Annotated in this window: 14 protein-coding genes; 2 read left to right on the forward strand and 12 right to left on the reverse strand. The window is 62.2% G+C overall.

Features of this window, described 5'->3' with window-relative positions; genetic code table 11:
• Positions 1-86: 86 nt before the first annotated feature.
• From C1H69_RS20960 to C1H69_RS20970, 3 genes are read right to left on the reverse strand one after another with little or no spacing between them, the layout of a single operon-like run.
• Positions 87-1,037: a dimethyl sulfoxide reductase anchor subunit family protein gene (locus C1H69_RS20960; RefSeq protein ID WP_102655329.1), complete on the reverse strand. Its 951-nt coding sequence runs from the start codon at positions 1,035-1,037 to the stop codon at positions 87-89.
• 30 nt (positions 1,038-1,067) lie between these two features.
• Complete coding sequence (locus C1H69_RS20965; RefSeq protein ID WP_102655330.1) at positions 1,068-1,766, reverse strand: 4Fe-4S dicluster domain-containing protein; 699 nt, start codon at positions 1,764-1,766, stop codon at positions 1,068-1,070.
• 2 nt (positions 1,767-1,768) lie between these two features.
• Positions 1,769-4,729, reverse strand: coding sequence for a molybdopterin oxidoreductase family protein (locus tag C1H69_RS20970; protein ID WP_240610036.1), 2,961 nt, complete (start codon positions 4,727-4,729; stop codon positions 1,769-1,771).
• A gap of 174 nt (positions 4,730-4,903) precedes the next feature.
• Here C1H69_RS20970 and C1H69_RS20975 point away from each other — a divergent pair, with 174 nt between their 5' ends.
• Complete coding sequence (locus C1H69_RS20975; RefSeq protein WP_102655331.1) at positions 4,904-5,791, forward strand: LysR family transcriptional regulator; 888 nt, start codon at positions 4,904-4,906, stop codon at positions 5,789-5,791.
• A 34-nt stretch (positions 5,792-5,825) separates the two neighbouring features.
• Here C1H69_RS20975 and C1H69_RS20980 read toward each other — a convergent pair whose 3' ends face one another.
• From C1H69_RS20980 to C1H69_RS21005, 6 genes are all read right to left on the reverse strand, one after another.
• A complete protein-coding gene (locus tag C1H69_RS20980; RefSeq protein ID WP_102655332.1) occupies positions 5,826-6,308 on the reverse strand; it encodes a universal stress protein in 483 nt (160 codons plus the stop codon).
• A gap of 74 nt (positions 6,309-6,382) precedes the next feature.
• Positions 6,383-7,942, reverse strand: coding sequence for an AMP-binding protein (locus C1H69_RS20985; protein ID WP_102655333.1), 1,560 nt, complete (start codon positions 7,940-7,942; stop codon positions 6,383-6,385).
• A gap of 33 nt (positions 7,943-7,975) precedes the next feature.
• Positions 7,976-9,403, reverse strand: coding sequence for an acylating sulfoacetaldehyde dehydrogenase (sauS, locus tag C1H69_RS20990; protein ID WP_205738576.1), 1,428 nt, complete (start codon positions 9,401-9,403; stop codon positions 7,976-7,978).
• A 212-nt stretch (positions 9,404-9,615) separates the two neighbouring features.
• Positions 9,616-10,623, reverse strand: a complete 1,008-nt coding sequence (locus tag C1H69_RS20995; protein ID WP_102655335.1) for a Bug family tripartite tricarboxylate transporter substrate binding protein — start codon at positions 10,621-10,623, stop codon at positions 9,616-9,618.
• A 44-nt stretch (positions 10,624-10,667) separates the two neighbouring features.
• Positions 10,668-11,120: a tripartite tricarboxylate transporter TctB family protein gene (locus C1H69_RS21000; RefSeq protein ID WP_102655336.1), complete on the reverse strand. Its 453-nt coding sequence runs from the start codon at positions 11,118-11,120 to the stop codon at positions 10,668-10,670.
• On the reverse strand, positions 11,117-12,646 hold the full coding sequence (locus tag C1H69_RS21005; RefSeq protein ID WP_205738577.1) for a tripartite tricarboxylate transporter permease: 1,530 nt from the start codon (positions 12,644-12,646) through the stop codon (positions 11,117-11,119). The genes C1H69_RS21000 and C1H69_RS21005 overlap by 4 nt, the downstream gene beginning before the upstream one ends.
• Positions 12,647-13,213: 567 nt before the next feature.
• Here C1H69_RS21005 and C1H69_RS21010 point away from each other — a divergent pair.
• Positions 13,214-13,978, forward strand: a complete 765-nt coding sequence (locus C1H69_RS21010; protein WP_102655338.1) for a GntR family transcriptional regulator — start codon at positions 13,214-13,216, stop codon at positions 13,976-13,978.
• 33 nt (positions 13,979-14,011) lie between these two features.
• Here the strand turns inward: C1H69_RS21010 and C1H69_RS21015 are convergent, their stop codons facing one another.
• The 3 genes from C1H69_RS21015 to C1H69_RS21025 all read right to left on the reverse strand — a co-directional run bounded on the left by C1H69_RS21015 (position 14,012) and on the right by C1H69_RS21025 (position 17,274).
• Complete coding sequence (locus C1H69_RS21015; protein WP_102655339.1) at positions 14,012-14,836, reverse strand: ABC transporter permease; 825 nt, start codon at positions 14,834-14,836, stop codon at positions 14,012-14,014.
• A gap of 19 nt (positions 14,837-14,855) precedes the next feature.
• Entirely contained in the window at positions 14,856-16,112 is a 1,257-nt protein-coding gene (locus C1H69_RS21020; RefSeq protein ID WP_102655340.1) for an ABC transporter permease, read from the reverse strand.
• A gap of 100 nt (positions 16,113-16,212) precedes the next feature.
• On the reverse strand, positions 16,213-17,274 hold the full coding sequence (locus C1H69_RS21025) for a polyamine ABC transporter substrate-binding protein (RefSeq protein ID WP_102655341.1): 1,062 nt from the start codon (positions 17,272-17,274) through the stop codon (positions 16,213-16,215).
• Positions 17,275-17,395: the final 121 nt, after the last annotated feature.

The following is a 17,395-nucleotide window of genomic DNA, read 5'->3' on the forward strand; positions in this document are numbered from 1 at the left end:
TGTATCGACAGCGACGACCGACCGTCGCTTCCCGACCCGGTGGCCGGTAACGACACGCTCCCTTCGAATCCAGCGAAGCGCCGGTTTCAGCACTGTTGACGACCGTAGAACAGATTCACCACATGACGCGCCTCGGCGAAGAACAGCCACCGCTCGGCCAGCAGCCCAATGCCGAGCAATGCCGGTGCCGACAGCGCCAGCGTCAAGGACAGCGGCGTGGCATCGGTACGTAGCAGCGCGACCAGCAGCAGGAACGGCAGGATGAAGCCACATACATACACCACGATGCGCAGCTGGTTGATGCGTGCGGCGGCAGCCTCGTAACTGAATTCGCGGTTGAGGAAACTATCGCTGCTCTGTCCCGATTCGAGCAGCTTGATTCGGGCACGCGTTGCGCCCACGGCCGTATTGATGGTCGGCCCCTGTGGCTTGCCAATCCAGAAGAAGTACACCGCCTTGGCCAGGCCCGCGGTAATGAGCAGCACCAGGGCCAGCCTGCCCGCAACGGCGGGGGACTCACCGAAGGCCACCGTCACCCCCGTCAGCAGCACCGCGCCCGAGGCCAGGCTGAGCAGCAGGTAGTTGGTGGGCACCAATGGGCTGTTCCACTGGGGAATCGTGCGCAGGCTGGCGTAGATCATGCCGGTGGCAAAGACCGTGGCCAGAGCAAGCAGCAGTACCAGTACACCGACAAGGGTCATCCCTGCCCCATGCGCCCCGCCCGTCGACCACAGGCCGAGCAGATAGAGCGCTACGCACGGATAGAACAATACGGAGAACACCGCTTCCCGGGACAGCCAGGAGGTACGGAAGCGGAAGAAGGCCCGCCAGGCGTTCTTCGGGTTGGCCAGGTGCAGAGTCGAGGCCAGCAGGCCAGCGGTGGCCAGCACCACACCGGTGACGATCGAGGTCAGCGTTCCGGACACGCCCAGCCCCGGCACGCCTCCGAGCAGGCCCAGGCCGACGGAGAGGATCACCAGGCCGAAGCCGGCGCCGGAAACCACGGTGAAGAAGATCACGGACAGCGCGGGATGCATTGGTTATCTTCCTTATACGGGTGAATGGGGTTAACGGACGATGGCCTTGTCAATCCAGCTCTTGAAGCGCTCGGAGAGAGACGGCAACGGCGCACCCGGCGTGGTCTCCGCATGGGGCTTGTTACGCGGAGGGAGGTAGCGGTTGACTGGGTTGTAGCCGAGCTCCGGCAGGGATTGATAGCCGTTGCGCTCACGCACCAGGCGGCTGACCTCGGAGTCCGGGTCGTCCAGGTCACCGAACGCCCGCGCACTGGTGGGGCAGGTGATCACGCAAGCCGGCTGCCGATCGGCCTCGGGCAGCAGCTCGTCATAGATGCGATCCACGCACAGGGTGCACTTCTTCATGGTACCGACGGCCTCGTCCAGCTCGCGTGCGCCGTAGGGGCATGCCCAGGCGCAGAGGTTACAGCCCATGCACTTGTCCTGGTCCACCAGTACGATGCCATCCTCCTCACGCTTGAAGGAGGCACCGGTGGGGCATACCGTCACGCACTCCGCCGTCTCGCAGTGCATGCACGACATGGGCATGTTGATCGTCTTGTTGTTGGGGTAGGTATCCACCTCGTAGGTACGCACCCGGTTGAATGCCACGCCGCTGGGCTCCTCGCCGTATGGCTGGTAGTCGGTCAGCGGGCCCAGGGTCCCCGAGGTGTTCCACTGTTTACAGGCCACCACGCAGGCGTGGCAGCCCACACAGGTATCCGTATCAATGACCAGGCCGAGCTTCATGCCTACCTCCGCTTGATGATGTCCATGAACGAACGGCGCAGGGGCACCGCCGCATGTGTCTGGTAGCGCAGCTGGTCCGGTGGTGTCGGCGCACCGGGCAGTGGCTTCACGGTGGCGAAATGCGGCCAGCTGCTCTCCACCTCTTCCGGCTCGGCCGGGGTGATGCTTACCTGCAGGTCATACCAGGCGGCCTGGCCGGTGATCGGGTCGGAGTTGGTGAGGCGCCGCTCGTCATCGGCGGCCGGCAGCAGTTCCGAGATCAGGTGGTTCATCAGGAAGCCGCGCTTCGACTCGGGCGCATCGGGCGACAGGCCCCAGGCACCGCTCTGCTTACCGATCGCATTCCAGGTCCACACCGTGTCCTCCTGGCAGCCTTCCATCAGCTTGACCTGTACCCGGATGCGGCCGTTATGCGACTCCACCCACACCCAGCTCTTGTCCGCGATCCCGAGGCGCTCACCCCGGCCGCGGTTCATGAACAAGTAGTTCTCCGCGGTGATCTGTCGCAGCCAGGCATTCTGCGAATCCCAGGAGTGATACATGTGCATGGGGCGCTGGTTGATCGCATGGAAGGGATAGCGCTGCTGGTCGACGCGCTGCTCTTCCAATGGCACGTAGTACTGGGGCAGCGGGTCGAAGTATTGCACCAACCGTTCGCGGTCCACGGTCTCGGGCGGCAGCGGGCCGTCATAGAGCCCCTGCCCTGCCAGACGAAACGTCTGCAGCACCTCGGAGTAAAGCTCCATGACGATGGGCTCGCTCGAGGGATTGAAGCCCACCGCCTTGGCCCACTCCAGGTAGTCGCGATTGGCGAAGCGATAGAAGCGCATGTGCTCGGGCAGGTGGTGCTGAAAAAAGCCGCCGTTTTCCTTGTATTTCTCCCACTGCCGGGGGTTCGGCGCGCCGCGCATGTGCTGAGTGCCGTCCTCGCCGCGCCAGCCCGCCAGGAAGCCGATGCCGGGGGCCTTCTCCCAGCGGGTAATGAAGTCGGTGTAACCGTCGTACTTGGGCTTGCCCTCCTCGTCAACGAAGGCCGGGAAGCCCAACCGTCCGGCCATGTCTACCAACACCTCCTGCCACGGCCGTACGTTCCGGTCCGGCTCCAGCACCGGCAAGCGGACGGAGTCGCACGGCGAATCGGGCTCCGAGATCGGCCGGTCGAGCATGGAGATGGCGTCGTGACGCTCCAGGTAGGTGGTGTCCGGCAGCACCAGGTCGGCAAAGTTCACCGTTTCCGAATGGAAGGCATCCACCACCACCAGGAACGGCAGCTTGTAGTCACCTTGATCATCCTTGGCACGCAGCATGTCCTGCACGCTGTTGGTGTTCATGGTCGAGTTCCAGGCCATGTTGGCCATGAACAGGATCAGCGTATCGATGGGATAAGGATCGCCGTTGACCGCGTTGGTGATGACCATGTGCATCAGCCCATGGTTGGCCAGCGGCGCCTCCCAGGAGTAGGCCTTGTCGATGCGCAGCGGGCGGCCCTGGTCGTCCACCACCAGATCTTCCGGCGAGGTGGGAAAGCCCAGCGGCGGAGCGGTCAGCGGCGTGTTGGGCGCCATGTCCCGGGCCGGCTTGATAGGTGGGGGCGTATGCCGGGGGAACGGCGCCTTGGCCCGATGCCCTCCCGGCACGTCGATGGTGCCGAGGAAGACCTGCAGCAGGTGGAGCGCGCGACAGGTCTGGAAACCGTTCGAGTGAGCCGAGATGCCGCGCATGGCGTGCATGGCCACCGGCCGTCCGATGAAGCGGTCATGCTTGCGGCCGGCCCAATCGGTCCATTCGCATTCGATCTCGATGGTTTCCTTGAAGGCCACATGGGCCATCTCCAGCGCCAGCCGCTCGATGGTTTCCGCCGACAGGCCGCAGACCTCCGCCGCCTTCTCGGGGGCGTACCGGGGATCGAGATATTTCTCGGCGATCAGCGTCATCACCGTGCGCGTGCGACGCCCGTCAGGCAGGGTGTGCTCGCCGAACATGGCCGCCTGCACGCCGGGCGTCATACCGTTGACGAACGTCTCCACGGCGGTATCCCACACCAACGGCTTGCCCGCTTCATCGCGGGCGATCAGGCCGTCATCGGCATGCCCCGGATTGTCGATCACCAGGAAGGGGGCATTGGTGTAGCGTCCCAGGTAATCCCAGTCCACCAGGTCGCGGCTGAGCAGCACATGGCACATGGAGAGCGCCAGCATGCCATCGGTGCCGGGACGGATCGGGACCCACTCGTCCGCCACCGCCTGGTAGCCCGTGCGCACCGGGTTGATCGAGACGAACTTCGCGCCGCGGCGCTTGAGCTTCTCGATGCCGATCTTGATCGGGTTGGAGGCATGATCCTCGGCCACGCCCCACAGCATGAAGTACTTGGCCCGGTCCCAGTCGGGGTCGCCGAATTCCCAGAACGACTGGCCGATGCTGTAGAGCCCTGCGGCGGCCATGTTCACCGAGCAGAAGCCGCCGTGGGCGGCCCAGTTGATGGTGCCGAACTGCTGCGCCCACAGGCCGGTAAGGGCCTGCATCTGGTCGCGCCCGGTGAAGAAGGCCAGCTTCTTGGGGTCGGTGGCGCGAATCTCGCGCAGCCGCTCGGTGAGGAGTTCCAGCGCCTCGTCCCAGGAAACCTCGACGAACTCGCCATCGCCGCGCTCGGTCCCCGGCTTGCGCATCAGCGGGTTGCGCAGCTTGGCAGGCGACATCTGCTTCATGATGCCGGCGTTGCCCTTGGCGCAGAGTACTCCCTTGTTGACGGGGTGGTCGGGGTTGCCGCGGATGAAGCGGACCCGATTGTCCTCCACGGTTACCTCGATACCGCAGCGGCAGGCGCACATGTAGCAGGTAGTGTGGCGTTTCTCCTGGGCCGAATGGTCTTCGAACGCTGGCAGCTCCCGAGCGACGGAAGCCGCATCCGCGCGAGGCACGGTACCATTCGGCGCGAAGAGCATCTGCAGGGCTTTATCGAACACGGGTTGCCTCCTTCGAGCTGCCATCCGGCCTGTCGCCGGTTCCGCAACTGCTGGCCGTCAATGAGTCTCAAGCATTAAAAAGGGCATAAGCTAATTTCTATCTAGAGCTTAATCGCGGCTAAACTATAGCGACAGTTCATGGAAGTTAAGTCTACATAACCTGAAGGAATGGAAATGAACCTGCACCTGCTCCGCATCTTCGTCGCCGTGGTCGATGCCGGCAGTTTCTCTCGTGCCGCGGAAGCCCTGAGGATCAGTCAGCCAGCTGTGTCCAAGGCGGTACGTGAACTCGAGTCGCAGTTGGAGACCACGCTGCTGGACCGCCAGGGTCGCTCGTTCCAGCCGAGCGAGCCCGGCCAGGCGCTTCATACCTATGGCCGAAGCATCTTTGCCTTGGAGCGGGAGGCCCATGAAACGGTAGCGGCTTTCTACGGCCTCGAGCGTGGGCGGCTGACGATAGGCGCCAGCACCACCATCGCCACCTATTGGCTGCCGCCACTGGTCGCCGAATTCCATCGTCGCCATCCCCATATCGAGATACGACTGGTCAGCGAGAACACCAAGCAGATCATCGAATCGCTCATCGACTGTCGGGTGGACGTCGCCCTGGTGGAGGGGGTGGCAGTCGACGCACGGGTGGAGGCACGTCCCTGGTTCAAGGAGGAGATGGTGATCATCGCCGCCGACTCCCTTGAACCCAGCCAGGTGATGGATCTGACAGGTCCCGATTCGAAGCCGGTGTGGGTGGTACGTGAGCCCGGCTCGGGCACCCGGGAAGCCACCGAGGCGCTGTTGACGGAACTGGGTACCTCGAGCCCTCAAACCATCGAGGTCGGCAGCAACGAGGCGATCGTCCAGACCGTCTCGTCCGGAATAGGGCTAGGCCTGGTACCCCGTATCTGTGCCAGGGACCAGCTGAGGCTGGGCCGGGTCAGGCAAGTGGACATCGGCAAGCCGGCGATCCAGCGCCAGCTCTACCGGGTGCGACTACCCCATCGCACGGTCAGCCAGGCGGCGATTGCCTTCGAGGCACTGCTGGCGCGCCAAACCGCCGAGTCATGAGCCGCCTTGTTCAGGCCCGCCGTGGGCGAGTGCATCACACGGGAAACAGGAACACGGGACGCCGTGACTTGAGCGTCACCTTTCTCGCCACCGAGCCGATGATCATGTCGTTGACCCCCGAATAACGACGCGAGCCCAGGACGATGCAGTCCGCATCGATGCGGTCGGCCTCCTCCAGGATGGTCCGTCCCGGCCGGCCGGTCAGCACACGGATCTCCGCCACCCTGGCATGCACCGCTTCCTCCGACTCCAGGGTGGAGCGGGTAAACTGTTCAAGGCGTCGCTTTATTTCGTCGATCGCCTCCTCGAACGTGGATTCCCGATACCCCCCCATTACCGAGCCGGAAATGTAACGCTCGGCGATATTGTTGCGAATGATGGAGGGCTCCTCGATCACGTGAACGATGTGGATATCCGCACCGTACCGTTCGGCAACGCTCGCAGCGCAGCGAAAGACATCGGGTCCCCGCGGACCGAGATCGGTGGCATAGAGGATTCGTTCAATCTTGAATGACATGGCACTTTCTCCAGAAGCTCCGGGGAGCCGGACTCCCCGGAACCAGGTTGCGCTTCGTTCTGACGGGAGGACCGCTAGGCACGACTCGCCATTTGCTGCTCTTCGGCCAGTTCATCGAGCATGTCGGCGATCTTCAATCTCTGCACCTTGCCGGAAGGCCCCCTGGGCAGCCATTGAACGGAGTGGATGCTGCTGGGCGTCTTGAACTTGCCGACCTCCTTGCCGCAAAACTCCCGCAGCTCGGTTTCGCTCGCCTGCTTGCCGTTCTTGAATACGACGCAGGCCATGATCTGCTGGCCATACGTCTCATCCTCCTGCGCATAAGCGGCGGCCTCGAGCACCGCAGGGTGTTTCAGCAGCGCATCGTCGATCTCGCGCGGGGCGATGTTCTCGCCACCCTTGATGATGAGCTCCTTGAGGCGCCCCGTGATATAAAAGAAGCCATCCTCATCCTGATAGCCTAGGTCCCCGGTGCGTAACCATCCGTTGCTCGTCAGGGTTTCGGCCGTCGCCTCGGGATTCTTGTAGTACTCCTTCATGACATTGTCGCCGCGTACCATGAGCTCACCGATCACTCCGCGCGGCGCTTCCTCGCCGCTACTCGCCACCACCTTGACCTCGTTGCGATAGGCGATGCCGGGCGAGCCATACTGCGCCTGAAACGGTGGAAGCGGGTTGGAGAGAATCTGAGCGGCCGTCTCGGTCAGACCCATGGTCTCTATCAGCGGGATGCCGAACTCTTTCTCGAAGGCCTTGTGGCTGGAAGCCGGCAGCGCCGACGATGCCGAGCGCCCGAAGCGAAGCCGCGCATAGTCGGGATTGGCGCGAACGCTGGTCTCCTGAGTGTCGCCGTGTTCCTGGAGATAGGCGACGATGGTGGGTACCACGCTGAACCAGGTGCATTGGTAATCGCGGATCCAGTTCCAGAAAGCACGCGTGCTGAAGCGATGCGGCATGACGACGCTGCCGCCGCTGATCAGCGGAGCAATGACGGTGACGATCTCGGCATTGATGTGATACAGCGGCAGAACGCACAGCGCGCGGTCCTCGGACGAGAGCGCATGCGCTTCGACCGTATTCTTGCCGCCCGCGATCACGCTGCGGTGGGTAAGCAGCACCCCCTTGGGCTTGCCCGTGGTCCCCGAGGTATACATCAGCAAGGCATTGGCCTCGGGCTCGAGAGGCTCGAGCTGCACCACCTCGACCAGCCCCACTGTCGGCCATTGCGGCCCCTGGTCGGGGCAGGCGGGTATCACGCTTACCGGTCGCCGGACCCTGTCAGCGAGCCGGCTCGCCCGCTCCTCGTGCTCCCCCGAAGCAAACAGTATGCTGGCGTCACAATGATCCAGCACATACTCGAGCTGACCATCACCGGCGATGGCATTGAGCGGTACCGCGACTCGCCCGCTAGCCATCACGGCCAACAGCAGAATCGCCGTCCACAGGCCGTTATCCATGAGCATGGCGACATGCTCCCCCCTCCTGCTGCCCATGGCGTCGAGCTGGGCCGACACCAGCGCCACCTTGTCCCGAAGCTGCGCGAACGTCAGCTCTTCGCCACTTTCCGGAGCGATCAGAAACGTCTTGTCCCTGCAGTCGGTGGCCAGCGAATTGATCAGATTGAGAACCGTCATTGAAATACTCCCATTCCTTGCCCTTGGTTAACGTCAGGAATCGGCAAGGCCGTGCTTTTGCAGGTAGGCGCCGAAGAGGTCGTCCATCGTGGGTTCGCTGGGTGGAATCGTGCGCGCAATACGGGTGATATTGAGATAATGGCGATAGTTCATGTTGTCGGAGATGCTGTTCTGCCCCCAGGTGCCACAGCCCATGGAGAGGGAGAACGGTAGGCCGTTGTCGAAGTTTCCACCGTTGGCGAAGGCGTGTGCCTGGTTCACGATCACGCGGCAGACGGGCATCTCCAGCCCCAACCTGCGGATGTTTGCCTCGTTCCGGGTATGAATGCCACAGGAGTGGCCCTTGCCTTGATGGTCCAGCAGGCAGCGGGTCTGCTCGAAGGCCGCCTCGAAGTCCCTTGCACGGTAGATGGCCAGTACCGGGGAGAGCTTCTCACCCGAGAAGGGATACTCCTTGCCGACGTGCTGCTCCTCGACCATGAAGAAGGAGGCCGACTGAAGCTCGGAGCGGGTCAGCCCGGCACGCCGCGCAATATCGGGCGCGGCGCGGGCGATGATGTGGCGGCTCAGGCTGCCATCCTCCCACATGGCCGCTTCGAGCTGCTGCTTTTCCGCTGCGGTCAGCATGACTCCGCCACTACGTTCGAGGGCCGCGATGGCCGACTCGTAGACGGCATCGAGTATGACCAGGCTGTTCTCCGACGAGCAGCTGGTCGCGTTATCGAAGGTCTTGGAAGCGGTGATCTTGCGCGCCGCATCGTCGAGCTCGGCGGACTCGTCGATGATGACCGGTACGTTGCCCGCCCCCACGCCAACGGCCGGGGTACCGCTGGAATAGGCAGACCTGACATTGTTCTGCGAACCGGTGACCACCACCAGATCCACCTGGTTCATCAGCTCGTAGGTGGTCGCCTTGCTGACCGGGATCGGCAGCTGCTGCACCAGGTCCCGCGGGGCACCGACCCGGTCGAGCTCGGCATGCATGAACTCCAGCAGCAGGGTGCATGCCGCCTGCCCCTTGGGCGATGGTGCCAGAATAATCGCGTTGCGCCCCTTCAAGGCATTGATCGTCTTGTTGGCTGGGGTGGCCGCGGGGTTGGTCGACGGAACCACGGCGCCGACCACGCCGACCGGGCGGGCGATTTCCACCAGGCCGAGCTCGGGCAGCTCCCGGATGACACCGACACTCTTCGCCTGCTCGAGATCCCGCAGCAGCCCCATGGTCTTGCGGCGATTCTTGGTGATCTTGTCCTCGACGTTGCCCAACCCGGTGGTCTCGACCGCGAGCTCGGAGAGCTGGCGATTGCGCTCGGGCTGTACCAGGGCCCAGGCGACAGCCGTCACGACCTCATCCACCTGCCGCTGGCCATAATGCTCATATTCGGCCTGGGCCATACGGGCACGTGCCACCAGCGAGGCCACGGCGGCCCGGGCGTCGGACGTGTCCTTCAGTTGACTCACTTGTGTGCTGCTCACCATAACCGTTGCTCCATTATCGGACGATTCAAGCATCTTAGATACATGAGTTGGTACACATTGGTGTCCTGCGCATCTCTTCGTGAGACATGAACCGATGCGAGACACACTTGCCTGCGGGCTTCAATGTTGCCGGGGATGCCGCAGCGGCTCGGCTGCGGCATCCCACCGGGTTGCCGGGGGTCGCATCCCCGCGATCAGTCTTCCTCGGCCAACTCTTCCAGCTCTTCGGGATCGAGGCTGGCGAACAGCTCCTCGAGGTAGGCCTGACGCTCTTGCCACATCTCCTTGAGCTCCTCGCGGCCCATGACACGCATGGGCGAGCCGCCCGCCTTCAGCTGTGCCTGGACCTCCTCGTCATTGAACATCTCGACAGCGCCTTCGGAGAGGATCTTCAGTCTCTCCTCGGAGACACCGGAGCGCGTCATCAGGCCACGGTAGTTGACGCTGGAGTCATCGATGTCGTAGCCCGCCTCCTTGAAGGTGGGTACGTCGGGCAGAAACTCCTCATCTCGCTCCAGATCGGCGATCCCCAGAATCTTCACGCGATCCTGGCTTCGGTAGGCGTCCGAGAGGTTATTGAAGCCGGCCATGACCTGCCCACCCTGGACAAAGCGCAAGGCATCGACCCCGCCATCGGTGGGCAAGTACTTGAGCTCGATTCCCGCCTCGTTCTCCAGCTGTACCGTTGCGATATGGTGGCCGACGAACAGGCCGGCGCCGGATACGGTAACGCGCCCGGGGTTCTCCCTGGCATATTCGACCAGGTCGTCGATGGTATCGAACGGGCTATCGCGACCGACGATGAGAACGGCCGGGTCCACCCCCCAGTTGGCGATGGGCTCCAGGTTGTCGATATCGTAGTGCGTGTCGTACATCAGCGATTGCGCAATGAAGTGCGGCACGTTGTAAGCAGCGATATCGTAGCCCTCGTCCCGGCTGTTCTGGACCAGATAATTCCAGCCCACCTGGCCACCGGCACCCGGCCGGTTGACGATGACCATCGGCTCGCCGAAGTAGGTCTCTGACTTCGACGTCGCGATACGGGCCTGGAAGTCGGTGGCGCCACCGGCCGAGTAGGACACGATGACGTTGATGGGGTTGCTGGGATAGTCCGCCAGAGCGGAACCACTGACGGCGAGCATGGCCCCCGTCACGATTCCGGCCAACAGCGTCTTGTCTTGGAGCAGGCGTTTGTTGTTCATGTTACGTCTCCTTCGTTCTGGGGAGTTGTTATGTCGTGCGGTGTTTAGATCAAGATCCCCTGGGGGACCTGAACTCGGAGCAAAGCGACAAATATGAGATACAACACTCCTAGGAAAAGGCCCGTGATGACGGCGCCTTTGATGGCTCCGCGCAAGCTGATGCGTTGCGGGGAGTAGATCAGAATGATCAGGAAGAAAGCGATGTAGGAGGTCGCAAAGAATCCCAACCATTCCATGACCCACAGAAAGCCGGCGAGAATCAGTATCAGCGGCCAGATGCCGCCCCACGGGATCGGCTCTTCATCGGCTGCGGTGACCGGCTGCTTCGGGACCCAGGCCAGCAGCACCATGATCGCCGCAATCCCCACGGCCACCAGGGCGGTCATCTGCGGGAACTCGTAGCCCGGCAAGTTGGGCATGAACGAGGCGGCCGCCAGGCCCATGGCCATCAGCAGAGTCGCCAGGGCGGTAAAGCGATGCTTGCGATGACTCATCATGATTCCACCTCCACGGTCCGTCCGGTCGACTGGCGACGTTGGCGCGCGCGCACCTTGAATTCCGCTGCGACGCTATAGCCGATCGACAGCACACAGAGGAAGATCAACAACAGATTGACGCCCCCGGTGAAGAAATACTGGAAGGTGCCGTCCATTGCCTGGCCGAGCATCTGACCCTGCAGCAGATTGGTTTCCGCGATCGGACCGAGGATGATGCCGAGTACCACCGGGCCAGGGCCGAAACCGAAACGCATGGCGAAGTACATGGCACAGCCCATGGTCATCATGATGATCACGTCGGAAGTGCTGTTCTGAACGCTATAGGTGCCGAACACCGCCAGGATGGCCACGGCTGCCGCCATGTGTTGCTTGGGTATCTGGATCACGTACCTGCTGAACCGGCTGATATAGAGACCGAACACCATCATCAACACCTGGCTGACCAGCAGGGCACCCATGAAGGTCCATGCAACCGAGGCGTGCTGGGTAAACAGGTCCGGACCGGGAAACAGGCCCTGGATCAGCAACCCACCCAACAGCACGGCGGCTGTGGGACTGCCGGGAATACCAAGCGACAGCATGGGTACCAGGGACGCCCCGACCATGGAGCTGTTCGAGGTCTCCGAAGCAATCACCCCATCAGGCTCCCCCTTGCCGTAGGCCTCGGGGTTGCGGCTGAACTTCTTGTTCTGGTCGTAGGCAATCAGGCCGGCGATCTGCCCGCCAGCGCCGGGAATCAGACCCACCAGCACCCCGACCACGCTACCGATGCCCAAGGCGCGAACCCTCGACAGGTTGTAGACGATCGAGGCCCAGAGTGGGCGATGCTCCATGCCGAAGGTCTTCCCGCCGCGACCGCGCCTGGCATCTTCGACCATCTGGAAGACCTGCGGTATCGCGAAAAGACCGATTAACGCGGGGATGATGGTCACGCCGCCCTGTAGATGATCGGTGAACATGAACCGCTCGGTCCCCGCCACCGGATTGAAACCAATCAGCGATATCCAGATGCCGACGGCACCGGCCAGCAGCCCCTTGAGCACCGTTGTGCCGCCTAGCGATCCGATGACGGTGATGCCCAGGATGGCGATCCAGAACAGTTCCGAGGGTCCGAAACCCAAGGCGAAGTCGGCCAGCAACGGTGTAAAGAAGATCAGAACCAGCACCCCGATCACACCGCCGATCCCTGAGCTGATGAAGCAGTAATGCAACGCCTCCGTGGCGCGGCCACTCTTGGCCATCGGGTGGCCGTCGAGCATCGTCGCGATGTTGGCCGGCGACCCGGGGATATTGACCAGGATGGCGGTCACCGCACCGCCCGCCACCGTGGCGGTATAGATCACGCCGAGCAGGATCAGGCCCGAAGAGGTATCCATCTGAAAGGTAAAGGGGATAAGCAGGGCAACCGCCATCGTGGGACTGAGACCGGGGGTCGCCCCCAACAGCAGCCCCACTACGGTTCCGACGATGAGAATCACCAGATTCCAGCCGCTCAGAACCTCGGGTAAATATTGGAATAACTCCACGGGTCTTTTCCTCCGCTGGCAGGCCCAAGCTCCGTCGGGCATTACTTGTTATATGAGGGACCGCTTGTTTGTTATGGGGTCCGCTTGTGCCCAGGTCATATACATAACCTACCTAACGTATTAGACTAGACGTCAGAGGCTGTCAAATCGCGAAGGCATGCCGGAGGAAGGCAGCGTCAGGGAAGCAGGAAGGAATCCTGGATTCAATGTAATCCATTGATAATAATGATAATTTATTGACAATTGCGCGGTAGGGGCTCAGACGAGCCGATATCGCGCAAAAGGAACACGAACTTCGTATACAACATTGGCAAGCGCCCGTCTGGGCCGGCAAGGCGTGGTAGCGGCAGGAATACGAATGGAAAAACAAACTGGCTCGAACAGCTGCGAAGCGCGTTTGAACCGGTGGTTGAGGGACCCGTCGAAATTTGACAATAATTGCAAAGGGATCTGTTTTGTACAGTATCTGTCAATAAAATATTCTCCCAATGCAGAGGGAAAAATCAGCAGTGGCGGGAACCGTAGATCAATGCACTGGGATGCAAAACTGGGGGAAGCGCTGTGGAGATGGAAGCAGAAGTCGATAGGCTGAGCCTGTTTACTGTAACGCCGCTGGAGGCGGCCAGGGGCAAGCCGCTCTATCGAGTGGTCGAGGACCACATTCGCACCTTGATAAATACCGGACAACTGGTTCCCGGGGACCTGATTCCATCTGAATCACAGCTGGCGAAAGCTCTGGGAGTGAGTCCCGGGACGGTCAAGAAAGCCATTACGAACCTGGTCTGGGAGAAATTGCTCTTCAGGCATCAGGGAAAGGGAACCTACGTCTCCAGAGTCGACTTCGAAAAAAGCCTGTTCCAGTTCTTCTCCTATGGGGATGCGGAAGGCCGCTCGATCCGCATCCGCAAGAAGACCACAGCCCGCCGGCGTCAGGCCGGTCCAGCGGATATCTGCAAGCGGCTTGGGGTAGAGCCGGGGTCGGAACTCATCTATATCGAGCGGGTGGGCTTGATCGGCGAGCAGCCCATCCTGGTCGAATATTCCTGGTGGCCGGCCACCGTGGTACCGGGGCTGGAGGACGAGAGCATCTACATCCCGGATTTCCTCTATGCCATGGTGCTCAATCGGTACGGCGTACCGGTGGTGCGGGCCCAGGAAACCCTGACAGCCGATGCCGCCGATGACACCACTGCCACGATGATCGGCATCAAGCCGGGAACACCGGTGGTGGTGCTCAAGCGGGTGACCTACACCACCGGTGACCGCATCGTGGAAGTGCGCACAACCAAGGGTCGAGCCGATCGCTTCAGCTACAAGACGGAGATCCGCTAACCGGTACATCGCCGGCATCGATAAGCCAGGCTGTCATAAGGCGCCTTTCAGCCGCTCGCTGCGCCGGCGCAGCAGCTCCATGGTGATCAGCATCAGGGTCGACAGCAGGATCAGGATGGTAGCCATGGCGGCGATGGCCGGGCTGATGTTCTCGCGAATGCCGGAGAACATCTGGATCGGCAGGGTCCGTTCGGTGGGGCTGGCGATGAAGAGTGCCACGACCACCTCGTCGAACGACGTGGCAAAGGCAAACAGCCCGCCGGAGACCACCCCGGGGACGATCTGCGGCAGCACCACGGTGAAGAAGACGCGCAGAGGGTTGGCCCCGAGGCTGGCACCGGCGCGCACCTGATTGAAGTCGAAGCCCTGCAGCGTGGCATTCACGGTGATCACCACGAAGGGCACCCCCAGTACGGTGTGGGCCAGTACCAGGCCGGCATAGGAGTTGAGCAGGCCCACCTGAGCGAAGAAGAAATACATCCCCACGGCTACGATCACCAGCGGCACCACCATGGGAGAGATCAGCAGCGCAATGATCAGCCCCTTGCCAGGAAAGTCGGCACGGTTGAGCCCCACCGCCGCCAAGGTACCGAAGGTCATCGCCAGCAGGGTTGCCAGCGGAGCCACGATCAGGCTGTTCTTGAGCGAGTTCATCCAGGGACCCGAGCTGAAGATCGCCTCATACCAGCGCAGCGAGAAGCCCGGCAGCGGATAGGTCAGGAAGGAACTGCTGCTGAACGACAGGGGAATGATCACCAGCACCGGCGCGATCAGGAACAGCAGGACCAGCCCGCAGACGCCGCGAAACACCCAGAACCAGACCTTTTCTATCGGCGATGCATAGGGAGGCAGTGCCATCGTGCTTCTCCTGAACGGTTCAATTTCTGATCAACTGTTTGCGGTTCACCAGGCGGTGATAGACCAGGTAAAGCATCAGTGTGACCACCAGCAGGATGCTGCCAAGGGCCGCTGCCATTCCCCAGTTATTGGTACTGTTGGTGTAGTAGGCCACGTAGTAGCTGACCATCTGATCGGCCGGTCCGCCCACCAGTGCCGGGGTGATGTAATAGCCCAGTGCCATGATGAACACCAGGATGGTGCCCGCGGCGATACCGGAAACCGTCTGGGGAACATAGACCTGCCAGAAGGCGGCGAAGGGATGTGCCCCCAGTGACACGGCGGCACGCTGGTAGCTGGGCGAAATACCCTTCATGACGCTGTAGAGCGGCAACACCATGAACGGCAGCAGGATGTGCACCATGGCGAAGAACACTCCGATGCGATTGAACACGAGTTGCATGGGTGAATCGATCAGTCCCGAGGCCATCAGGCTCTGGTTCACCAAGCCATTGGACTGCAACAGGATGATCCAGGCCGCGGTACGGACCAGCAGCGATGTCCAGAACGGTAGCAGGACGAGGATCAGCAGCAGGTTGCTGGTCCTGGCCGGCAGGGTGGCCAACAGGTAGGCGAGCGGGAAGCCCAGCGCCAGGCAGATCAGGGTGACGCCTCCAGCGATCACCAGGGTACGCTGGAAAACGGCCTGGTAGAGACGCTCGCCCTCACTGACACGCTGAATCTGGCCGGTGTCATCACGTTCGAGATCGACAGACGCCAGGAGATATCGATCCGTGGTCGCTGGCGCAGCCCGCTGAATGCCCAGCCATGTGGAGGTCTCTCCCCAGGCGGCGTCAATATCGACCAGCGTCTGGGTCCAGTCGCCGCCGCTTTCGGCACTGACGGACGGCAGGCCACGCAGCGTTCGCATCAACAGGCCACGATAGCCGCTGTCTTCATAATTGAGCCGGCGGCTGATGCGTCCCAGACCGCCACCCTGCCGGGAATCTCGAAGCTCTTCGACGAAGACGCCCACGGTCGCCTCATCGGGAAGACCCATGCCATCCCATTGCTGCAGCCCGGCCGTGGTCAGTGGCATGACGGATTCGAGCTCGGTGTTATCGACGCTGCGCCACAGCATGCTGCCGATGGGCACGACGAAGACGATGATCAGGAACAGTGCCAGCGGTGCGACCAGACCGAATGCCTTCAGCTTGCGCAACCGCTCGGCGCGGCGCAGTTGAGCCTTCAGGCTACCGGCAGGCCCGGCCTCGGAACTCGATGCTGCCGTGGACATGGATAGGCCCCCCGTCGACGAAGCGTGGCACGCCAGGACCAGGCCCTGGCACCACAGGGAAAGGGGCGGCGGCCCTGATGGCCACCGCCAGGCTCATGGATCAGCGTGCCGCCCAAGCGTTGAAGCGCTGCTCCAGGTCCTCGCCGTAGTCGACCCAGAAGGCGGTATCCACGGCCAGAGCGCCTTCCATGTTTTCTTCATGAGTGGGCATGCGCCGCGCCTGCTCATCATCGAGCCGAGCGATGGCGTCTGGATGTACCGGCCCGTAGGGGATCTCGCTGGAATAGGCGGCCTGGGTGTCGGGCTGGCTGGCGAAGGCGATGAAATCATAGGCCTCGTCGACATGGTCGCTACCGGAAACGATGGCCCAGTAGTCCAGGTCGTAGATGCTCTCGTTCCAGACGATTTCCAGGTTGCTGCCCTCTTCCTGGGCGGCGGCGATGCGACCATTGTAGGAAGAGGTCATCACCACGTCGCCGGAAACCAGCCACTGAGGCGGCTGGGCTCCCGCCTCCCACCACTGGATGTGCTCCTTGATTTCGTCGAGCTTGGCAAACGCCCGGTCGACACCCTCGGGCGACTCGAGCACCTGATAGATCTCGTCGGCAGGCACGCCATCGGCCATCAGCGCGAATTCCAGGGTGTACTTGGCCCCACGACGCAAGCCACGGGTGCCGGGAAACTGCTCCACGTCCCAGAAATCGGCCCAGGAGGTCGGCGGTGTGTCCAGCGCGTCGGCATCGTAGGCCAACACCGTGGACCAGACGAAGGTACCCACGCCGCACTCATCGAACGCCGCATCGATCAAGACGCCCCCCAGGCCCAGCCGTCCCCAGTCGATGGGTTCGAACAGACCCTCGAAGCAACCACGAACCAGCTCCGGGGATTCCATCTCCACCAGGTCCCAGCTGACGTTGCCCGTCTCTACCATGGCACGGATTCGCGACAGCTCACCGTTGTAGTCCCCGGGCGTAACGTTGACCCCGGCGCTCTCCGCAAAGGGGCCATAGTAAGCCTTCTGCATGGCATCCCCCGACGCCCCGCCGAAGGAGATGACGGTCAGCGCCTGGGCACTGGTGGACACGGCCAGCCCAAGGGCACACAGGCCACTGGCAGCGACGCCACGGCCAAGGCGAGAAAGAGGAAAGCGGTTGTGGGTCATATCATTCTCCTGGTCGCGGACGACCTTTCCATTGTTGTTACTGAGTTGTTACTGATGTGAACAGTTGATGCTGTTGTTGTTGCCGTGTGGATGACTGTTGCCGTTACCACCGCCGTGGGGG

This window comes from Billgrantia endophytica, assembly GCF_002879615.1.
GTDB lineage: Bacteria > Pseudomonadota > Gammaproteobacteria > Pseudomonadales > Halomonadaceae > Halomonas > Halomonas endophytica.

Bases quoted from the DNA above. Each gene is read 5' to 3' on its own strand.
- C1H69_RS20960 (WP_102655329.1), bottom strand. From the start codon at position 1,037: ATGCATCCCGCGCTGTCCGTGATCTTCTTCACCGTGGTTTCCGGCGCC.
- C1H69_RS20965 (WP_102655330.1), bottom strand. From the start codon at position 1,766: ATGAAGCTCGGCCTGGTCATTGATACGGATACCTGTGTGGGCTGCCAC.
- C1H69_RS20975 (WP_102655331.1), top strand. From the start codon at position 4,904: ATGAACCTGCACCTGCTCCGCATCTTCGTCGCCGTGGTCGATGCCGGC.
- C1H69_RS20980 (WP_102655332.1), bottom strand. From the start codon at position 6,308: ATGTCATTCAAGATTGAACGAATCCTCTATGCCACCGATCTCGGTCCG.
- C1H69_RS20985 (WP_102655333.1), bottom strand. From the start codon at position 7,942: ATGACGGTTCTCAATCTGATCAATTCGCTGGCCACCGACTGCAGGGAC.
- C1H69_RS20995 (WP_102655335.1), bottom strand. From the start codon at position 10,623: ATGAACAACAAACGCCTGCTCCAAGACAAGACGCTGTTGGCCGGAATC.
- C1H69_RS21000 (WP_102655336.1), bottom strand. From the start codon at position 11,120: ATGATGAGTCATCGCAAGCATCGCTTTACCGCCCTGGCGACTCTGCTG.
- C1H69_RS21010 (WP_102655338.1), top strand. From the start codon at position 13,214: ATGGAAGCAGAAGTCGATAGGCTGAGCCTGTTTACTGTAACGCCGCTG.
- C1H69_RS21015 (WP_102655339.1), bottom strand. From the start codon at position 14,836: ATGGCACTGCCTCCCTATGCATCGCCGATAGAAAAGGTCTGGTTCTGG.
- C1H69_RS21020 (WP_102655340.1), bottom strand. From the start codon at position 16,112: ATGTCCACGGCAGCATCGAGTTCCGAGGCCGGGCCTGCCGGTAGCCTG.
- C1H69_RS21025 (WP_102655341.1), bottom strand. From the start codon at position 17,274: ATGACCCACAACCGCTTTCCTCTTTCTCGCCTTGGCCGTGGCGTCGCT.